This is a genomic window from Streptomyces sp. NPDC002680, from assembly GCF_042889145.1.
In the GTDB taxonomy this organism is placed as follows: Bacteria; Actinomycetota; Actinomycetes; order Streptomycetales; family Streptomycetaceae; genus Streptomyces; species Streptomyces adonidis.
The window spans coordinates 681,693-699,846 of the sequence record NZ_JBIAQP010000002.1; the positions used below are offsets into that span (position 1 = coordinate 681,693).

The window sequence follows — 18,154 nt, forward strand, 5'->3', positions numbered from 1 at the left end:
GGAGTACGGTGCCGTTATGTCTCGCAGCATCAATCTCGCAGTGATTCCCGGTGACGGCATCGGCCAGGAGGTCGTGGCCCAGGGGCTCAAGATCCTCTCCGCCGTCCTTCCGCAGGATGTGAAGCTGGAGACCAAGGAGTTCGACTTCGGTGCCCGGCGCTACCACGCCACCGGTGAGACCCTCACCGAGGCCGACCTGGACGCGCTCAAGAAGCACGACGCCATCCTGCTCGGCGCGATCGGTGACCCGAGCGTGCCGTCCGGCGTCCTGGAGCGCGGCTTCCTGCTGAAGCTCCGCTTCGCCTTCGACCACCACGTCAACCTGCGTCCGTCGAAGCTCCTCCCCGGTGTCGCCACCCCGCTCGCCGGGCAGCCCGAGATCGACTTCGTGGTCGTCCGCGAGGGCACCGAGGGCCCGTACACCGGCAACGGCGGCACCATCCGCAAGGGCACCCCGCACGAGGTCGCCACCGAGGTCTCCGTGAACACGGCCTTCGGTGTCGAGCGAGTCGTCCGTGACGCCTTCGCCCGCGCCCAGGCCCGCCCCCGCAAGAAGCTGACGCTGGTCCACAAGAACAACGTGCTGACCTTCGCGGGCCACCTCTGGACGAACATCTTCAACAAGGTGGCCGAGGAGTTCCCCGAGGTCACCACGGACTACATCCACGTCGACGCGGCGACGATCTACCTCGTCACCGACCCCGCCCGCTTCGACGTGATCGTCACCGACAACCTCTTCGGCGACATCATCACCGACCTCGCCGCGGCCGTCTCCGGCGGCATCGGCGTCGCTGCGAGCGGGAACATCAACCCGTCCGGCGAGTACCCCTCGATGTTCGAGCCCGTGCACGGCTCGGCCCCGGACATCGCCGGTCAGGGCAAGGCCGACCCCAGCGCCACCGTCCTGTCCGTCGCCCTCCTGCTGCGCCACCTCGGCTACGAGACCGAGGCCGTCCGCATCGAGGACGCCGTCACCGCCGACCTCGCGGAGCGCGGCACCACGACCCGGACGACCGACGAGATCGGCGACGCGCTCGCCGTACGAGTAGCCGGCTGACCCGCCGCGCCTCCTCGAACACTTTCGAAGCCGCCGGGTCGCATATGCACCCGGCGGCTTTTCTTATGTCCCCGCCGGGTGTCACCATCATCCCCTGGGTCGCATTCACGCCCTTTTCGTCCATGGCCCCGCCCACGCGATAATCGAACGCGGAGCCGCGGACTGAGGGAATGCTCGGACGTCCTACCACTGGCCACTGGCAGTAGAGGCGTGAGCGCGGCCCGTCACACACAAAACCGGTGAAGGACACCCACTCATGACGACGCCCACGATCGAGCTCAAGCCCTCGGCCTCGCCACTTTCCGGCGCGGAGCGCGAGGCGATCCTGGCCAGCCCCGGCTTCGGCCGCCACTTCACCGACCACATGGTGACGATCAAGTGGACCGAGGGCCGCGGCTGGCACGACGGCCAGCTCGTCCCGTACGGCCCGCTCTCCCTCGACCCCGCCAACATGACCCTGCACTACGCGCAGGAGATCTTCGAGGGACTCAAGGCCTACCGCCGTCCCGACGGCTCCGTCGCCACCTTCCGCCCGGAGAAGAACGCCGAGCGCTTCCAGAACTCCGCGCGCCGGCTCGCGATGCCCGAGCTGCCCGTCGAGACGTTCATCGAGGCCATCGACGCGCTGGTCCAGCAGGACCGCGACTGGGTGCCCGCGCACGGCGGCGAGGAGTCCCTCTACCTGCGCCCCTTCATGATCGCGACCGAGGTCGGGCTCGGCGTCAAGCCGGCCAACGAGTACCTGTTCCTGGTGATCGCGTCCCCCGCCGGCGCCTACTTCCCCGGTGGCGTCAAGCCCGTCTCCATCTGGCTCTCCGAGGACCGCGTCCGCGCCGTCCCCGGCGGCATGGGCGACGCCAAGACCGGCGGCAACTACGCGGCCTCCCTGCTCGCCCAGGCCGAGGCCGCCGCACAGGGCTGCGCCCAGGTCTGCTACCTGGACGCCGTCGAGCACAAGTGGATCGAGGAACTCGGCGGTATGAACCTGTACTTCGTGTACGGGGACCGGATCGTCACCCCCTCCCTCACCGGCTCCATCCTGGAGGGCGTCACCCGCGACTCCCTCCTCACCGTCGCCCGCGACCTCGGCTACACCGCCGAGGAGGGCCGTATCTCCATCGACGACTGGCAGCGCGACGCCGAGAACGGCTCCCTGACCGAGGTCTTCGCCTGCGGTACGGCGGCCGTCATCACCCCCGTCGGCACGGTCAAGCGCACCGGCGCCGAGTGGCAGCAGAGCGGCGGTGAGCCCGGCGAGGTCACGCTGCGGCTGCGTGAGGCGCTGCTCGACATCCAGCGGGGTACGGCGGACGACAAGCACGGCTGGATGCACGTTCTCGGCTGAGGGCTCGGCAGGGTGGGCGGTTCTTTGGCTGCCGGCCGGTGGGGGCTTGTCGCGCAGTTCCCCGCGCCCCTGAAGGGGCGCGATTCGCCCCCGGCATAACGCGTTCCCCCGGTGGGTATCCACTCATTCCACCGGGGGAGGGGGAACACATGACCGTACGGCCGCCGCGCCGGTCCCGGCTGCGTGGGCTCCTGCGTGAATTACGCAAACCCCGGCGCCCGCAGAGCCTCTCCGTGCTCGTCCTGCTCGCCGCCGTGGCCGGGCTGCTGCTCTGGAACAGCTCCGGCATGGACAACTACGGCGAGAACCTCGCCCTCAACCTCGGCACCGACATCCTCGGTGTCGCCGTCACCGTCTTCGTGATCGGGCCGCTGATCAGCCGCGCCCAGGAGGGCCGGGTGCGCGAGCACACCCGGCTCGACTACGAGTGGTTCAGCGCCCAGGTGCACGGCTCGAACTCCAACGTGAAGATCCTCGACACCTTCTCGAACGTGTTCGGCCCGCAGTTCTCCGAGCGTCTCTTCCGCGGCATCCGCTCCGCCACCGCGCACGGCGCCCGCGTACAGATCCTGCTCCTCGACCCCGACTCCCTCGCCGTCCTCCTGCGTGGCCAGGAACTGGGCGAACGGCACGCCGACATCCGCCGGGACATCCTGCGCAACCTCCGCACCCTGCACTCCTTCCGGGACCGTCTCGACGACCACGCCCGGACCCTGCTCGACGTACGGCTGTGCTCGACCTCGCCCGGTGTGACCCTCTACCGCTGGGACGGCCGCTCCCTCGTCTCCTTCCTCACCGTCGGCCGCCTCTCCGGCGAGGGCGTCCAGCTGGAGGTCGCCGTCCGCTCCCCGCTCGGCGCGTTCGTCGAGCAGCGGTTCGACGAGCTGTGGCAGCAGAGCAAACCCATGGAGCGCTTCACCCACATGCCGGTCACCCTGGTCGACGCGGCCGCCGCCCGACGGGAGTTCACCTGCCGGTTCGTGGTCGTCGACGAACGGTGGTACGTCGCCGGACACGACCTCGTGTCCTACCTGGCCCGCCACCGCCTCGACCAGCTCTCCGCGTACAGCGACGCCCTGGGGACGCCCTCGGCCGCGTACGAGGTGATCGTGGTCGACGACGAGACCGAGCTGTACACGCAGCTCACCGCGTACTACGCGGAGAAGTACGATGCACCGGCGGCGGCCTTCGTCTGGCTGCGCCCGCCGGCCCTCGTGACGGAATGACGGAATAGAGGCCCTTGCACAGCATGAGCTCAGCGCACGACCCGGCCCCGCGCGGCGGCCCGAGATTCCGCGCTCTCACCCCTCGTGACCTGGACGGTCTGCTCCAGCGCGTCGGCTCCTTCGCGCCCGCCGACCGGCTGGCGCTGCGCGCGGTCGCGACGGTGCTGCCGTTCCGTACGAACACCTATGTCGTCGACGAGTTGATCGACTGGTCGGCCGTGCCCGACGGCGACCCGATCTTCCGGCTCACCTTCCCGCAGACGGGCATGCTCCCCGCGCCCGACGTCCGCGAGATGGCGAATCTGCTGGCCACCGGCGCCCCCGCCCGCGAACTCCAGCGCGCGGCCCACCAGATCAGGATGCGCCTCAACCCGCACCCCTCCGGCCAGCTGGACGCCAACGTGCCCGTGCACGAGGGCGTCCGCCTGCCGGGCCTCCAGCACAAGTACCCCGAGACGGTGCTGATCTTCCCGCGCCAGGGCCAGACCTGCCACGCCTACTGCACGTACTGCTTCCGCTGGCCGCAGTTCGTCGGCGAGTCCGAACTCCGCATCGCCACCGACGACATCACCACCACCACGGCCTATCTCCGCGCCCACCCCGAGGTCAGCAGCGCGCTGATCACCGGCGGCGACCCGCTGGTGATGAGTACGGAGGTACTGAGCCGGTACGTCGACCCGCTGCTGGAGATCGACAGCATCCGCTCGATCCGCGTCGGCACCAAGTCCCTCGCCTTCTGGCCGTACCGGTTCACCACCGACCGGGACGCCGACGACCTGCTGCGGCTGTTCGAGAAGGTCGTGGCGAGCGGCCGGCACCTCGCCCTCATGGCCCACTTCACGCATCCGCAGGAACTGCGCCCACCCGTCGTACGGGAGGCGATGCGGCGCGTGCGCGACACGGGCGCCGTGATCCGCTGCCAGGGGCCGCTGGTGGCCGGGATCAACGACAACGCCGACGCCTGGGCCGAGTTGTGGGACACGACGACGACACTGGGCGCGGTGCCGTACTACCAGTTCGTGGAACGGGACACGGGCCCGCAGGGCTACTTCGGCGTCCCGCTCGCCCGCGGTCACCAGATCTTCCGGGACGCCCACTCCCGGGTCTCGGGCCTCGCCCGTACCGTGCGCGGCCCGGTGATGTCGGCGATGCCCGGCAAGGTGTGCGTGGACGGCATCGCGGAGGTGGCCGGCGAGAAGGTCTTCGTGCTGCACCTCATCCAGGCGCGCGATCCCGCCCTGGTCGACCGCCCGTTCTTCGCCGCGTACGACGAGGACGCGACCTGGTTCACCGACCTCAAACCGGCCTTCGGGGCAGCGGAGTTCCTGCCCGGCCTCGAAGCGGGGTGACAACAGGTCTCCCGGAATCCCTCCCCCTCAACTGCCGGGCGTGGCATGGTGAATATGCCCTACTGCGGGGCATTCCGGCGCGGTTCGGGGGAGATGGTGCGGCGGATGGAAGCACTGGACTTCCAGGTCGAGATCGGCCGCGGCTCCGGGCACGGCTACGAGGTGACCTGGCGTGCGCCCGACGGCAGTGAGACCTCCGGCCTGACCAGGATCTCCGTCTCCGCCGACGAGTTGCGCGCGCTGACCGCCCGGGTGCCGGAGGCGGTCCTCGCCTCCTCCGCGCAGGTGCGGCGCAGCGCCACCCCGGAGGAGCGGCCGATCCAGGAACTCGGCCGGCTGCTCTTCGACGTGCTCCTGCCGGACAACGGAAGGGCGTTGCTCGCGGCGGCCCGGCATCGAGCGGTGCACGAGGAACGCAGACTCCGGGTCGTCCTGCGGGTACGCCCGCCCGAACTCGCCCGTCTCCCCTGGGAGTTCCTCTTCGACGAGGCCCAGAACGACTACGTCTGCCCGACCACACCCCTCATCCGCCACCCCCAAGTGGCGGCGCCACAACGCCCGTTGAGAGTACGGCCGCCCTTGCGCATCCTGTGCATGGCCGCCGCCCCCGACGACCAGGAACCTCTGGCCGTCCGTGCCGAACAGCAGCGCCTCAGCAGCGCGTTGTCGGGACTGGAGAGCGAGGGGCTGATCGAACTGGGCTGGACGGCCGGCGACACCTGGCGCGATCTGCGCACCGCTCTGCGCCGGGGCGGCGACGCCGGCCAGTGGCACGTCTTCCACTTCATCGGACACGGCGGCTTCGACGCCACCGCCCAGGAGGGCGCCCTGCGGCTGAGCGCGGAGGGCGGCGGCAGCTACGACCTGGGCGCGGAGAACCTCGCCATGGTCCTGGAGGGCAGACCGTCCCTGCGCCTGGTCGTCCTCAACGCCTGCGAGACGGGCCGCTCCAGCGCCGCCGACCCGTTCTCCAGCGTGGCGGGCGCCCTGCTGCAACGGGGCGTGCCGGCGGCCCTGGCCATGCAGTTCCCGATCTCCGACCGGGCCGCCGAGGAGTTCAGCCGCACCTTCTACGAGGGTCTCGCACACCGTCTGCCCGTCGACGCGGCCGTGACCGACGCCCGCCAGGCGATCCGCCTCGCCCTGCGCGGCACCCTGGAGTGGGGCACGCCGGTCCTCTACATGCGCTCCCTCGACGGCCTCCTCTTCGACCTCACCGACCGGGGCGGCGCCCGCTCCGGCACGGCCCGCCGGGACACCGGCGAGATACACGACATGTACGTCCAGGGCCTGGCCGCGCTCTACACCGAGCGCTGGGACGACGCGGTGTCCGCGTTCCGCGCGGTGGTGGCCCAGGACCCCGGGTACCAGAGCGGCAGGGTGAAGCTGGACGAGGCGATACGGGGCCGCCGCCTGGCCTCCCTGTACGCGGCCGGCACAGGCGCCGCGGATCACGGCCACTGGGACGCGGCCGTGGAACACCTCGGCGCGGTGGTCGCGGCGGAACCCGGCTACCGGGACGCCGCCCACCGCCTGCGGCAGGCCCGGTACGAACAGGCGGTCGCCGCACTCCGCAAGGAGATCACGGACCTGCACAGGGTCTCCCAGTGGCAGGCGGTACTCGCGGCGGGTGCCCGCCTGGCCGCGCTCTCTCCGACGGACCCGGATCCGGACGGGCTCGTGGAGCAGGCGCGCCGGGCGGTGCAGGGGGAGAAGACCGCGGGGGAGACACCTGACACGGCCGAGGAGGAAGTCGCCCAGCAGGACCGCCCGCCCGAGCCGCCGGACGAGGGGCAGGTGCCGCAGGGACCCGGGCCGGACTCGGCCTGGCCGCCCCCGATGGCCAGGGGCTCGGCGGACTCGGGCTCGGCGGGCATACGGCGGGACCCCTGGCCGGAACTGGCGGGGTCGCCGTCGGCAGGGGCCGGCCCGGAGTCCGTACGGCGCGACCCTTGGGCAGAGCAGGCCGAGCGGCCCGACCCTTGGGCAGAGAGGGCTGAGCGGCGCGACCCTTGGGCGGAGGAGGCCGAGCGGCCCGAGTCGGGCGGCTCGTCGCCGTCGGACGCCGGTTCGGAGGCTGCCGCCGGCCTCGGGAGACCGCCCGCCGACCGGTCCGGAGCCCCTCCCCGGCCGTCCTCCGACTCCGCCCACCACCAGACCGTCTTCTTACCCGAACCGCGCGACTTCCCCCTCCCGCCCGACCTCACGCTTCCGGCCGACACCTTCCTCACCGGCCCCGGCGCCCAGGAGGAGAACCCCCTCCCGCCCACCGTCTCCGGCCCTCTCTGGCGTACGCCCTCGTGGGTGGCGTCGTACCCGCCGAGGCCCGTCATGCCGCCGAGCGTGGGGCGGCGGCCGGAGCCGGCGCGGGACGGGGACGTCCGGGTGTCGGAGGAGCCCGGGGCCCGGTCCTTCGGATTCAGCCGGGACGGGAGCCGGGTGGCCGTCGGGTATCAGAGCGGGCGCGCGGACGTGCTCGACCTCGGCGGGCATGTCGTCGCCACCCTGTCGCACACCCCCACACGGGCCGCGCGGCTGCTCGGCGGCCGTCAGGGCGATGGCGTGACCTGTGTCGCGTTGACGCCGAACGGCGCCCAGCTGGCCACGGCCCAGCACGGGACCGTACGGATCTGGAGCGTCACACGGGGCGTCGAGCTACGGCAGATGCGGCTGCCCGACGACGTGTGCGCGATGGGCTTCAGCCCGCTCGGGCACAAGGCCGTCTTCGTCACCACGGCCGCGTCGGCGTACATCTGGGACACGGGCGAGCCGGCCGCCCGCCGCCGACGGCTGCGGCTGGACGTCCGCCCGTACCGGCTGGCCTGGTCGGCGGACGGGCTGCGCTTCGCCACCGCGGGGCCCGCCGGGGCGCGGGTGTGGTCCATCGTCACCGGGGACTTCAGCCTGGAAGTGGCCCGGAACTCCGCCGTCCTCGACGTCGACGTCAGCCCGTACGGAGCACGGCTCGCCATCGCCCACGGAACCGACGGCGCGCGCGTCCTCGACGCCCGCTCCGGTGTCGAGGTGCGCCGGTTCGGCTCGCTGGGCCCGGTCTCCCTCGTGGCGTTCAACGCCGACGGCACCCGGCTGGCGACCGCCGGCCGCAGCGGCGTGGACGTCTGGGACACCCGCACCGGCGAGCGCGCCGCCCACCGGCGGTTCGACTCCCGCTGGTTCACCGAGGCACTGCTGTTCGGCCCGGACGGGGCCGCCCGCGCCGTCGTACGGGAACCGGAATCGGCCTGGCTGATCCGGATCGGCGAGGACGAAGCGGACTGACACACCACCTGACCGACACACCACACGGGGGAGGAAGGCCATGGCCGACCACACGACCTACGACCGCACAGCCGAGGAGACACCACCCGCCGCGGACGTCTACATCGGCGCCCGCGAGGCCCCCGGTACGGAGTCCGACGTCGTCGCCGCGCTCGCCGCCCTGGGCTTCACCGTACGGGTCAAGGTCTGGCCCGTACGCCGGGCCGTGGCCGAACTCCACTGGCTGCTGCTCGTCGCCCTGCCCCTCCACTCCTTCCTCGGCGGCCTCGGCAGCAGACTCTCCGACGACCTGTACCGGAAGCTGAAGGAGACGGTACGACGCGGACCGGAACCCGCGTCCGCCGCCGAAGAGCCCCGCCTGATCGTCCTCCAGGACACCGACACCGGCGTACGGCTGCTGCTGGGCCCGGAGTCCGACGCCGCCGCCCTCGCCGGCCTCCGCGATCTCGACCTCACCCGCTTCCGGCACACGACCCTGCGCTACGACCCCGACGCGGCCCGCTGGGCGCCGGTTCCCGGAGCCGACGAGGACCACACGGACGCGTGAACCCTCGTCCAGGTTGTACGCAATAAGACCGATTGACCCTTACCGTGAAGGTGCGTTTGCATCGCAGTGAGCCCTCGGCACGGGGCCGGGGGAGCAGTGCACAGGGGGAAATGTGCACCGGGGGAAACGGGGAGACACATGACCAGCAGAGCCATGCGGTTCGTGCGTGCGACGACCATCGCCGCACTCGCCGCCGGCACACTCGCACTTCCCATGACCACGGCGTCGTCGGCGCCGGGGAAGGCACCACGACCGGGCGTCACCGAGCGAGTCACCGTGTCGGCCAAGGGCGTGCAGTCCGACGGAGACTCGGGCGGACCGACCCTCAGCGACGACGGCCGCTTCGCCGCGTTCGCCACCTTCGGCGCCACCATCGTGCCGGGCGACACCAACGGCGACTCGGACGCGTTCGTGCGCGACCTGCGCACCGGAAAGGTGACCCGCGTCAGCGTCGCCTCGGACGGCACCCAGTCCACGGGCGGTGACACGCACACCGCGCGCATCAGCGGCAACGGCCGGTACGTCGTCCTCACCTCCGACGCGACGAACCTCGTCGACTGGGGCGGAAAGCCGCCCACCGGCTTCTCCCACGAGGACGTGTACGTCCACGACCGCCGCACCGGCCGCACGGAACGGGTGAGCACGACACCCGACGGCGGAACCGCCAACGCGTACGGCAGCGTCGGGATCTCCGACGACGGCCGGTACGTCGCCTTCAACGCACCGATCGCCCGTATGGAGGGCGGCACGAGCTACTACCTCGCCGCGTACGTCACGGACCGCCGCACCGGCAAGGTCACCCGGATCAGTCACGAACACCCGGAGTGGACGGTCTACAGCACCGGGATCAGCGGCAACGGCCGCTATGTCGAGTACAACATCCGCCACCCGCGCGGCGGCCGGAGCGAACTGATGGTGTTCGACCGCCGGACCGGCAAGGAGGAGCAGGCCAACGTCGACAGCGCGGGCTCGCCGTCGCAGGCCGACGCCAGTGCCGTCGGTGGCTCGCTCTCGGACGACGGCCGGTACATCGCCTTCAGCTCCCTCACCGACCTGGTGGGCGACCCGACCCCCAACGGCTTCTACCTCTACGTACGCGACCTGCGCACGGACGTCACCCGGCGCATCCAGCACGACGGCCCGGGGGAGCGGAGCCTGAGCGGCAATCTCCTCAGCGGCGACGGCCGGTACCTGGCGTACAACTTCCCGGTGCGGACCCCGGCCGGCGACTTCGTCGACAACGTCTATCTGCACGACCTGCGCACCGGAACCACCCGCCTCGTCAGCAAGACGGTCACGGGCGGCATCGCGACCGAGCCGACCGGGTACAGCGCGCCCTCGTCGCTCAGCCGCGACGGCAGGCTGGTGGGCTTCCTGTCGTCCGCGACCGACATCGTCAAGGGCGACACGAACGGCCACTCGGACGGGTTCGTCCGCCGTATGCGCTGAGCACCCGGGGTTCGCATGCTGAGACACCCGGGAGCACGGGGACGGTCTGTGCCAGACTGCCCCCGTGCTCTCGTTCGCCACGATTATTGGCAGCAGGCGCGCCGGTCCGCAGTGACCGCCTCGTACGACCAGGTACGGGCGGCCACCGTCGTCTTCGACCCGCGCGCAGACCTCTCGCACCCGCGAGGGGTTTTTCGCTTTTCTGGCCCACCTTCAGCCGGAGAAGGAGCGCGAGGGATCATCGGAGGACGGTGGAGCCGGTCATTCCGGTACAGACCGAGATCGACATCCCAGGAGCCTTGAGACCATGACGGAACCCAGCGAACTCGACGACTCGTTCCACGTCTTCGACACCACCCTGCGCGACGGCGCCCAGCGCGAGGGCATCAACCTCACCGTCGCCGACAAGCTGGCCATCGCACGGCACCTGGACGACTTCGGCGTCGGCTTCATCGAGGGCGGCTGGCCGGGCGCCAACCCGCGCGACACCGAGTTCTTCGCCCGCGCCCAGCAGGAGATCGACTTCAGGCACGCCCAGCTGGTGGCCTTCGGCGCCACCCGCAGGGCCGGCGGCAAGGCGAGCGAGGACCCGCAGGTCAAGGCGCTCGTGGACTCCGGCGCCCCCGTCATCACCCTGGTAGCCAAGTCCCACGACCGCCATGTCGAACTGGCGTTGCGTACGACCCTCGACGAGAACCTGGAGATGGTCCGCGACACCGTCGCCCACATCCGCTCCCAGGGCCGCCGTGTGTTCGTCGACTGCGAGCACTTCTTCGACGGCTACCGCGCCAACCCCGAGTACGCGAAGGCCGTCGTCCGGGCCGCCTCCGAGGCCGGCGCCGATGTCGTCATCCTCTGCGACACCAACGGCGGGATGCTCCCGGCCCAGGTCCAGGCGGTCGTCGCCACGGTCCTCGCCGACACGGGCGCCCGTCTCGGCATCCACGCCCAGGACGACACGGGCTGCGCGGTCGCCAACACCCTCGCCGCCGTGGACGCGGGCGCGACCCACGTCCAGTGCACGGCGAACGGCTACGGCGAACGCGTGGGCAACGCCAACCTGTTCCCGGTGGTCGCGGCCCTGGAACTGAAGTACGGCAAGAAGGTGCTCCCCGAGGGCGCGCTGCGCGAGATGACCCGCATCTCCCACGCGATCGCCGAGGTGGTCAACCTGACGCCTTCGACCCATCAGCCGTACGTGGGAGTCTCCGCGTTCGCCCACAAGGCGGGCCTGCACGCCTCGGCGATCAAGGTCGACCCGGACCTCTACCAGCACATCGACCCGGAGCAGGTCGGCAACACCATGCGGATGCTGGTCTCCGACATGGCGGGCCGCGCGTCGATCGAGCTGAAGGGCAAGGAGCTCGGCGTCGACCTGGGCGACGACCGCGAACTGGTGGGCCGGGTAGTGGAGCGCGTGAAGGAGCGCGAACTGAAGGGCTACACGTACGAGGCGGCGGACGCGTCCTTCGAGCTCCTGCTCCGCGCGGAGGCCGAAGGCAGGGCCCGTACGTACTTCGAGGTCGAGTCCTGGCGCGCGATCGTCGAGGACCGCCCCGACGGCAGCCACGCCAACGAGGCCACGGTCAAGCTCTTCGCCAAGGGCGAGCGCATCGTCGCGACGGCGGAGGGCAACGGCCCGGTGAACGCCCTCGACCGCGCCCTGAAGGTGGCCCTGGAGAAGATCTACCCGCCGCTCGCCAAGCTGGACCTGGTCGACTACAAGGTCCGCATCCTGGAGGGCAAGCACGGCACCCAGTCCACGACCCGCGTCCTCATCTCGACGTCGGACGGCAAGGGCGAGTGGTCGACGGTGGGCGTGGCGGACAACGTGATCGCCGCGTCCTGGGAGGCCCTGGCGGACGCGTACACGTACGGGCTGCTGCGGGCGGGAGTGGAGCCGGCGGAGTAATGGCAATGGTGGGGGTGGGGGGCGGGACCTAACCCCCGCCCCCCACCTCCACCCCCACCCCCCACTCCGGGGGTGTCCGTTTCCGCCCGGCTTCGGGTAGCTTCGAAGATATGAAGGCCGTACTGGTCCGTTCTCTCGTACGCCTGCTGCTGGTGCCCTTTGTAGCGACACTCGCGGTACTCGCGCTGCTGACGGCCGCCGCGCCCGGCGCCCAGGCGGCCACCGACCTCTCCAAAGTCGCCGAGGCACTGCGAGCGGACCCGGTGTACGTGGACCCGGAAGCCTCCGACGTCCTCTCCGCCGCCGACGCGGACGCGCTGGCGGCCAAAATCAAGGACGCGGACAAACCGCTGTTCGTGGCCGTTCTCCCGGCCGACTACCCGGCGGAGAACCTCTTCACGAACCTCCGTACGGAGACCGGCATCACGGGCCTCTACGCCGTACGCCTGGGCGACCTCTTCAGTGCACGGGCCGACAGTGGCGTGCTGAGCAGGTCGGCGGTGGGCAACCTCGTGACGGCGGTGGAGCGAGAGGGTGACGCGAAGGCCCAGCTGAACGACTTCGTCGACGCGGCGCTGCGCGGCGGTGTCGGCGGTTCGGCACCGGCCACCTGGAGCGGCGGCGACTCCGGTGGCGGGGTGGACGCGGGTGCGCTGATCACGGTCGGCGCGGTGCTGGCGATGGGCGGCGCGGGCGCGTACGCACTGGTCCGGCGCAACCGGCGACGGCACGAGGAGGAGAGGCGCGCCGCGCTGGCGAAGCTGACGGTCGTGGTCGACGAGGACATCACGGCGTTCGGCGAGGAACTGGACCGGCTCGACTTCCACCCGGCCGAGGCGGGCGCCGACGACGCGATGCGCGCGGACTACGAACGAGCGCTGGACGCGTACGAGAAGGCGAAGTCGCTGATGGCGGCCACGAGGCGCCCGGAGGAAGTACGCGCGGTGACGCAGACGCTGGAGGACGGCCGCTTCTCGCTCGCGCAACTGGCGGCCCGCCGCGAGGGCGGTCCGCTGCCCGAACGCCGCGGCCCCTGCTTCTTCGACCCGCGCCACGGCCCGTCGGTCGCCGACGCGACCTGGACCCCGGCGGGCGGCGCACCCCGCGAGGTCCCGGTCTGCGCGGCCGACCGGGCCCGCCTGGCCGACGGCCAGGACCCGGCGATCCGCGAGGTGGAAACGGCCTCGGGCCCCCGCCCGTACTGGGACGCGGGCCCGGCGTACGGCCCCTGGGCGGGCGGCTACTTCGGCGGCGGCATCCTGCCCGGCCTCCTGGTCGGCACGATGCTCGGCAGCATGATGGCCACCCCGTCCTACGCGGCGGACTACGGCGACTTCCGTGACCCCGGCGGCTACGAGGGCGGCGACATGTCCGGCGCGGACTTCGACTCCGGGGACTACGGGGGCGGGTTCGGGGGTGGGGACTTCGGAGGTGGCGGGGACTTCGGCGGAGGCTTCTGAACCAACGAGGCCAGACATCACCCAGCCCGTCCGGCGCCTTCCCACCATCCCCTCGCCCCCGCCGCCCCTACCCGTTCCCATCCCTGGGGGCTGCGCCCCCAGACCCCCCTTTGTCGCGCTGAACGCGCTCGTCCTCAAACGCCGGACGGGCTGGATGGTGCCGGCCGAGGCTGGATGGTGCTGGCCGGGCTGGGTGGTGCCGGCCGAGGCTGGAGGGTGGTCGTCGGGGCTGGAGGGGTGGCCGTTGAGGCTTGATCTTTCAGCCCAGCCCAGGAATTTCAGCCCGTCCGGCGTTTGAGGACAAGGCCCGTTCAGGGCCGGAGCGGGGGTCTGGGGGCGCAGCCCCCAGAAGGATGGGAACGGGTAGGGGCGGCGGGGGCGAAAAACTCCCCACGACGTACGGGCACAAGCACGGGCCCGGTGCAGGAGAGCACCGAGCCCGTGGACGTCGTACGGAGACAGATACGAAGGACCGTCAGAGAGTCGCAGCCGCCGCGGTGATCGCCGAGGCGAACGTCGAGACCTCGGAGTACACACCGGGCGCGTTGGCCCGGGCGCAGCCGATACCCCAGCTGACGATACCGACCTGCACCCACTCGTTGGCGCTGTCCCGACGGAACATCGGACCACCGGAGTCACCCTGGCAGGTGTCAACCCCACCGGATGCGTACCCCGCACAGATCTCGTCAGCCGCGACAAGCCCGCTGTAGCCGCTGTAGGAACGACACGTGGCGTCACTCACGAACGGCACGGTCGCCTTGAGCATGTACCGCTGCTGGGCACCACCCTCAGAGGCCGAACCCCACCCGGCGATGGTGAAGGTACCGGTGTTGTAGGCCGTGGTGGTGGCGATCTTCAGCGTGGACTGGGTGGTGATGGGTGACGCGAGCTTGATGAGCGCCCAGTCCTTGCCGTTGCCGTTGTAGCCGGGGGCCCGGTACACGTACGTGGACCTGACCTGGACCCGGCCGGTGGTCGACTGGAGGTCCACGACACCGGCGGTCGCCGTGATGCTGGTGTTGGCGCCGGTGCCGCTCACACAGTGCGCGGCGGTGAGCACGATCTGCTGGGTGAGCAGCGAGCCGCCACAGCCCATCGAGAGCCGGACCATGAACGGGAACTCGCCCTGCGCGGCCCGGGTTCCACCGACGACGGGCGCCGGAGCGGCCTGGGCGGAGGAGAGGGGCTGCAGGCTGATGATCGCGAGCGCGGCGGCGCCGGCGGCTGCGGCTCTCTTGAGCGCGGTGATGAGCTTCTTCAACGTGATGCCTTCCGTGGGGGGTTGGACATACGCAGAAATGTCAGGCTCATGCCAAACAAACAGAAAGAACTCGTGCGCGTGGTGGCATGAGCTGGTCAAAATCTGTTGAAGGATTATGGGAACGCTGTGAGCGCGCCCACAAGGGGCGAAATCCGGCCGCGCCCATCGAGCCACCGGCCCGAGCCGGGGCTACACCGGCCTACGTACCGGCGTCGGGCAACCGCAGCCACTCCGCCCAGGACAGATCACGCCCGATGAACCGAGGCCGCACGAAGGGCCACGCATCGCCGATCCACCGAGGCACAAGCTCATCGAGCGCCTGCTCGACCGCACCCCCCACGGCGCTGTCGACAACCCACCAGGAGACCTCGGCATCGGCCCCGGCCTTCTCGGGCGGATCGATGTACACACAGCCGAGCTCGACGCTCTCATCGCCGTTGAGCAGCACGTAGTTGAAGGACTCATGGGCGTCGATCTCGGCGGCATGCCGCTCCAGATCGGCAAGATTGGCCTCGTACGTGATGGAGGCGGCAGGCCACCCCCAGGCCTCCCCGAAGATGCCCCACAGCCGCTCACGCGACCCCATGACGGTCGGGTAGTCAATCACGGCATCGGCCCCACGAATCGGCCGCAGGTGATACCCACCGGCCACGTCGACATGCAGCGGATGAACGAAGTCGCGGGGAAGCCAGGTCATGATCGGAGGCTAACGCCCGGGTGGACACCTCGCACCGGGTTATCCGGGGGAGCGGGCCACCGCCGACCGTACCGCTCTCCGGCGGCATGCCACCAGGCGCCGACGACTGTCCGGGGTGAAGGCCGAGCTTGTGCGGCGCGTCCGCTGTCACCTAGACGGTGACCATCCGCGCCAGGGAAGGTTCTCGCACAAGGTGACGACGACCCATTCGGTGTCGTCCATGCTCACGTTCACCTTCTTATTCATACTTGTTCATACGGCACAGGGGGCAGTCGATGAAGTGGTTCGGGAACGGCCGGTCGGAGCAGCCGCAGCACCCGCGGGGTGTGGTGCCGCTGACAGGCGTCAGCAAGACGAACGACGACATGCCCGCCGTACCGTCTCAGCTCCCGCCCCCTCACCTACTGGCAGCCGGCGGCCCGATACGGCAACGGGACGACGGCGACGGCGACCGCGTCGTACGCCTCACCACCGGCGCGGCCCCGGTCATCCTCGACATCACGCATCGCGGAGGGGGCCACTTCGTCGTGGACGCCCTGGACGGCAAACTGCGCTCCGGGAGCCAACTGGTGTACACCGACGGCCCGTTCGCCTGCCGCTCCCTGATCAACGCCGACGACAGACCCGTACGCGCTCTCCGCGTCCAGGCGGACGCCCACTGGACGATCGAGGTGCGTGACATATCGACCGCACTGCCCCTGGAGGCGAACGGCCACGCGGCCCGCCCCGCCTCGGACGTACTGCGCTACGAGGGCGGCCCCGGCATAGCCACGCTCCGCTACGGGGGCGCCCAGGGCTCGTCGGACGGCGGCTACTTCCTCGCCGACACCTTCGAAACGGACGCGACAGCCTTCCTGGACGAGTTGGCCAACCAACTGGGCCCGTGGCAGGGCGAGGCACCCTTGTCTGGCCCCTGCCTGATCTACGCCCGCTCCGACGGACCGTGGTCCATCAGCGTGCAGTCGCTGGAGGGCTAGGCCCGGCCGAGGAATGCGGCCCAGGAACCGGGGGCGACGGTGAGGACGGGCCCGGAGGGGTTCTTGGAGTCACGGATGTGGATGGCGGAGGTGTGGGCGGCGACTTCGACGCAGTTGCCGCCCTCACTGCCGCTGTGGCTGGACTTGAACCACGCCAGGTCGTTCGAGAGGTTCTGGTGCCGTGCTGCGGTGGTCATGACTCTCCTAGCAGTCCATCCAGGAGGCGCACGCTCTCGTCGGGAGAGAGGGCCTGTGACCGCAGCATTCCATATTTCAGGTGATAGGAACTGACCTCGTCGGGGTCGTCCACAAGGAAGCTGGCGCGCTGCACCTCCAGGTACACCAGGCGTTCGTGATCCGGGGTTTCGAGCAGCACCATGGGGCCGTCGAGACAGGCGTGGGGCGTGCGGTCCATGGGCATGATCTGCACGCTCACATGGACGGGTTCGCAGGCTTCGAGGATCTTGCGGATCTGCTCGCGCATCACCTCCCGACCGCCGGCCTCCCGACGGAGGATGCTCTCCTCCAGGACGAAGTGCCCCACCGGCGGCTGCTCCCGCTGCCAGATCAATTGGCGTTCCATACGGGCGTTCACCCACTGCTCGGCAGTTTCGTTCCCGATTGCCGGATATCGATAGTCGAAGACGGCGCGGCAGTACTCCGGAGTTTGGAGCAACCCCGGAACCGCCTGGGTCTCGTACGACAGGAGGCTGAGCGCCTCCTGCTCGTGCTCGACCAGCCCCTGTGCGAACTGGACGACCCGCTCCCGCACGGGCACCTTGACCACCATCACGGCCAACACCCCACCTGTGTCGAGCAGTTCGTCGAACTGCTCCGCCCGGTCGAGTTGCAGCGCAAGTCGCCCCTGTTCGATGGAGCCGACCGTGTCGACGTGGATGTTCGCGCGCTCCGCCAACTGCTCCTGCGTCAGCCGTGCCCGCTTCCTGAAGTGGGCAACCGCCGCCCCGATGGCCTGCCATGAACTGCCCCGCCGGGGCCTCTTCGCCGAATGCATGCCCGTCCCCTTCCCCCGTCTCCACCCGAACCCCTCGTAGTGGAGTCGTAGCAATCGGAACTACGACTTCACGTACTGCTCCACAGTAGTGACTCCCTGTGACAGTGGCCCCATGAACGCACAACCCCAACTCCTCCACAGCCGCGAGGCGTTCTACCGCCGCGACCGCAGGTCGGTACGCCTGGCCCGGGACTTCACCCGCGAGGCCCTCACCGACTGGGGCACCCCCGAGCGCACCGACGACGTGCTGCTCTGCGTGAGCGAACTGACCACGAACGCCCTCCTGCACGGCGTGCCACCGGGGCGTGGCTTCCTCCTCCAACTGACCCTGGCCACCGACGGCGTACTGCGCGCCGAGGTCCATGACAGCGGCCCGGGTGAGATCCGTACGCCGGATCCCGGTCCGGAGACTGAGGAGGGGCGGGGGCTGCTCATCGTGGCGGTGGTGGCGGACAGGTGGGGGGTGGGGGAGAGGTGCCCCGGTAAGAACGGCTAACACAATGATCCGAGTTGTCGGTGGGTGATGAGGCAGCAGGCGAGTTTGAGGAACGCTTCGTGGATGTCGGCCCTGCGTTCCCAG

Annotated in this window: 15 protein-coding genes and 1 pseudogene; 11 read left to right on the top strand and 5 right to left on the bottom strand. The window is 70.5% G+C overall.

All coding sequences use genetic code 11. The features are described from left to right. Nucleotides 1-16: 16 nt before the first annotated feature. The 9 genes from ACFYXF_RS09575 to ACFYXF_RS09615 all read left to right on the top strand — a co-directional run bounded on the left by ACFYXF_RS09575 (nucleotide 17) and on the right by ACFYXF_RS09615 (nucleotide 13,624). Nucleotides 17-1,057 carry a 3-isopropylmalate dehydrogenase gene (locus tag ACFYXF_RS09575; protein WP_389348981.1) on the top strand — a complete coding sequence of 347 codons (1,041 nt, stop codon included), beginning with the start codon at nucleotides 17-19 and terminating at the stop codon, nucleotides 1,055-1,057. Nucleotides 1,058-1,313: 256 nt separating this feature from the next. After that, complete coding sequence (locus ACFYXF_RS09580) at nucleotides 1,314-2,402, top strand: branched-chain amino acid aminotransferase (RefSeq protein ID WP_389348982.1); 1,089 nt, start codon at nucleotides 1,314-1,316, stop codon at nucleotides 2,400-2,402. 149 nt (nucleotides 2,403-2,551) lie between these two features. Then, nucleotides 2,552-3,628, top strand: coding sequence for a hypothetical protein (locus tag ACFYXF_RS09585; RefSeq protein WP_389348983.1), 1,077 nt, complete (start codon nucleotides 2,552-2,554; stop codon nucleotides 3,626-3,628). A gap of 23 nt (nucleotides 3,629-3,651) precedes the next feature. Next, a complete protein-coding gene (locus ACFYXF_RS09590) occupies nucleotides 3,652-4,977 on the top strand; it encodes a KamA family radical SAM protein (protein WP_389348984.1) in 1,326 nt (441 codons plus the stop codon). A gap of 105 nt (nucleotides 4,978-5,082) precedes the next feature. Further along, the gene (locus tag ACFYXF_RS09595; RefSeq protein ID WP_389348985.1) at nucleotides 5,083-8,256 is read left to right on the top strand and encodes a CHAT domain-containing protein; all 3,174 of its coding nucleotides are present in this window, start codon (nucleotides 5,083-5,085) and stop codon (nucleotides 8,254-8,256) included. A gap of 40 nt (nucleotides 8,257-8,296) precedes the next feature. Beyond that, nucleotides 8,297-8,803 carry a hypothetical protein gene (locus tag ACFYXF_RS09600; protein ID WP_389348986.1) on the top strand — a complete coding sequence of 169 codons (507 nt, stop codon included), beginning with the start codon at nucleotides 8,297-8,299 and terminating at the stop codon, nucleotides 8,801-8,803. A 138-nt stretch (nucleotides 8,804-8,941) separates the two neighbouring features. After that, complete coding sequence (locus ACFYXF_RS09605) at nucleotides 8,942-10,252, top strand: TolB family protein (protein WP_389348987.1); 1,311 nt, start codon at nucleotides 8,942-8,944, stop codon at nucleotides 10,250-10,252. Nucleotides 10,253-10,559: 307 nt separating this feature from the next. Continuing rightward, nucleotides 10,560-12,164, top strand: coding sequence for a citramalate synthase (cimA, locus tag ACFYXF_RS09610; RefSeq protein WP_389348988.1), 1,605 nt, complete (start codon nucleotides 10,560-10,562; stop codon nucleotides 12,162-12,164). Nucleotides 12,165-12,274: 110 nt separating this feature from the next. Next, nucleotides 12,275-13,624 (top strand): hypothetical protein, encoded by a 1,350-nt coding sequence (locus ACFYXF_RS09615; protein ID WP_389348989.1) that lies wholly within the window; start codon nucleotides 12,275-12,277, stop codon nucleotides 13,622-13,624. Nucleotides 13,625-14,099: 475 nt separating this feature from the next. Here ACFYXF_RS09615 and ACFYXF_RS09620 read toward each other — a convergent pair whose 3' ends face one another. Next, nucleotides 14,100-14,885, bottom strand: a complete 786-nt coding sequence (locus ACFYXF_RS09620; protein ID WP_369034844.1) for a trypsin-like serine protease — start codon at nucleotides 14,883-14,885, stop codon at nucleotides 14,100-14,102. 199 nt (nucleotides 14,886-15,084) lie between these two features. Next, the gene (locus tag ACFYXF_RS09625; protein ID WP_389348990.1) at nucleotides 15,085-15,582 is read right to left on the bottom strand and encodes an N-acetyltransferase; all 498 of its coding nucleotides are present in this window, start codon (nucleotides 15,580-15,582) and stop codon (nucleotides 15,085-15,087) included. A 275-nt stretch (nucleotides 15,583-15,857) separates the two neighbouring features. Between ACFYXF_RS09625 and ACFYXF_RS09630 the strand changes: the two genes are divergently transcribed. Beyond that, a complete protein-coding gene (locus tag ACFYXF_RS09630; RefSeq protein ID WP_389348991.1) occupies nucleotides 15,858-16,559 on the top strand; it encodes a hypothetical protein in 702 nt (233 codons plus the stop codon). Here ACFYXF_RS09630 and ACFYXF_RS09635 read toward each other — a convergent pair. Further along, the gene (locus ACFYXF_RS09635; RefSeq protein WP_389348992.1) at nucleotides 16,556-16,756 is read right to left on the bottom strand and encodes a DUF397 domain-containing protein; all 201 of its coding nucleotides are present in this window, start codon (nucleotides 16,754-16,756) and stop codon (nucleotides 16,556-16,558) included. The genes ACFYXF_RS09630 and ACFYXF_RS09635 overlap by 4 nt on opposite strands. After that, the gene (locus tag ACFYXF_RS09640) at nucleotides 16,753-17,574 is read right to left on the bottom strand and encodes a Scr1 family TA system antitoxin-like transcriptional regulator (RefSeq protein ID WP_389348993.1); all 822 of its coding nucleotides are present in this window, start codon (nucleotides 17,572-17,574) and stop codon (nucleotides 16,753-16,755) included. The genes ACFYXF_RS09635 and ACFYXF_RS09640 overlap by 4 nt, the downstream gene beginning before the upstream one ends. A gap of 112 nt (nucleotides 17,575-17,686) precedes the next feature. On the opposite strand from ACFYXF_RS09640, the gene ACFYXF_RS09645 reads away from it, so the two are divergent. Continuing rightward, on the top strand, nucleotides 17,687-18,070 hold the full coding sequence (locus tag ACFYXF_RS09645; RefSeq protein ID WP_389348994.1) for an ATP-binding protein: 384 nt from the start codon (nucleotides 17,687-17,689) through the stop codon (nucleotides 18,068-18,070). On the opposite strand, the pseudogene ACFYXF_RS09650 reads toward ACFYXF_RS09645, so the two are convergent. Continuing rightward, nucleotides 18,067-18,154, bottom strand: a pseudogene (locus ACFYXF_RS09650) (IS5/IS1182 family transposase); the annotation flags it as partial. The gene ACFYXF_RS09645 and the pseudogene ACFYXF_RS09650 sit on opposite strands and share 4 nt — an antisense overlap.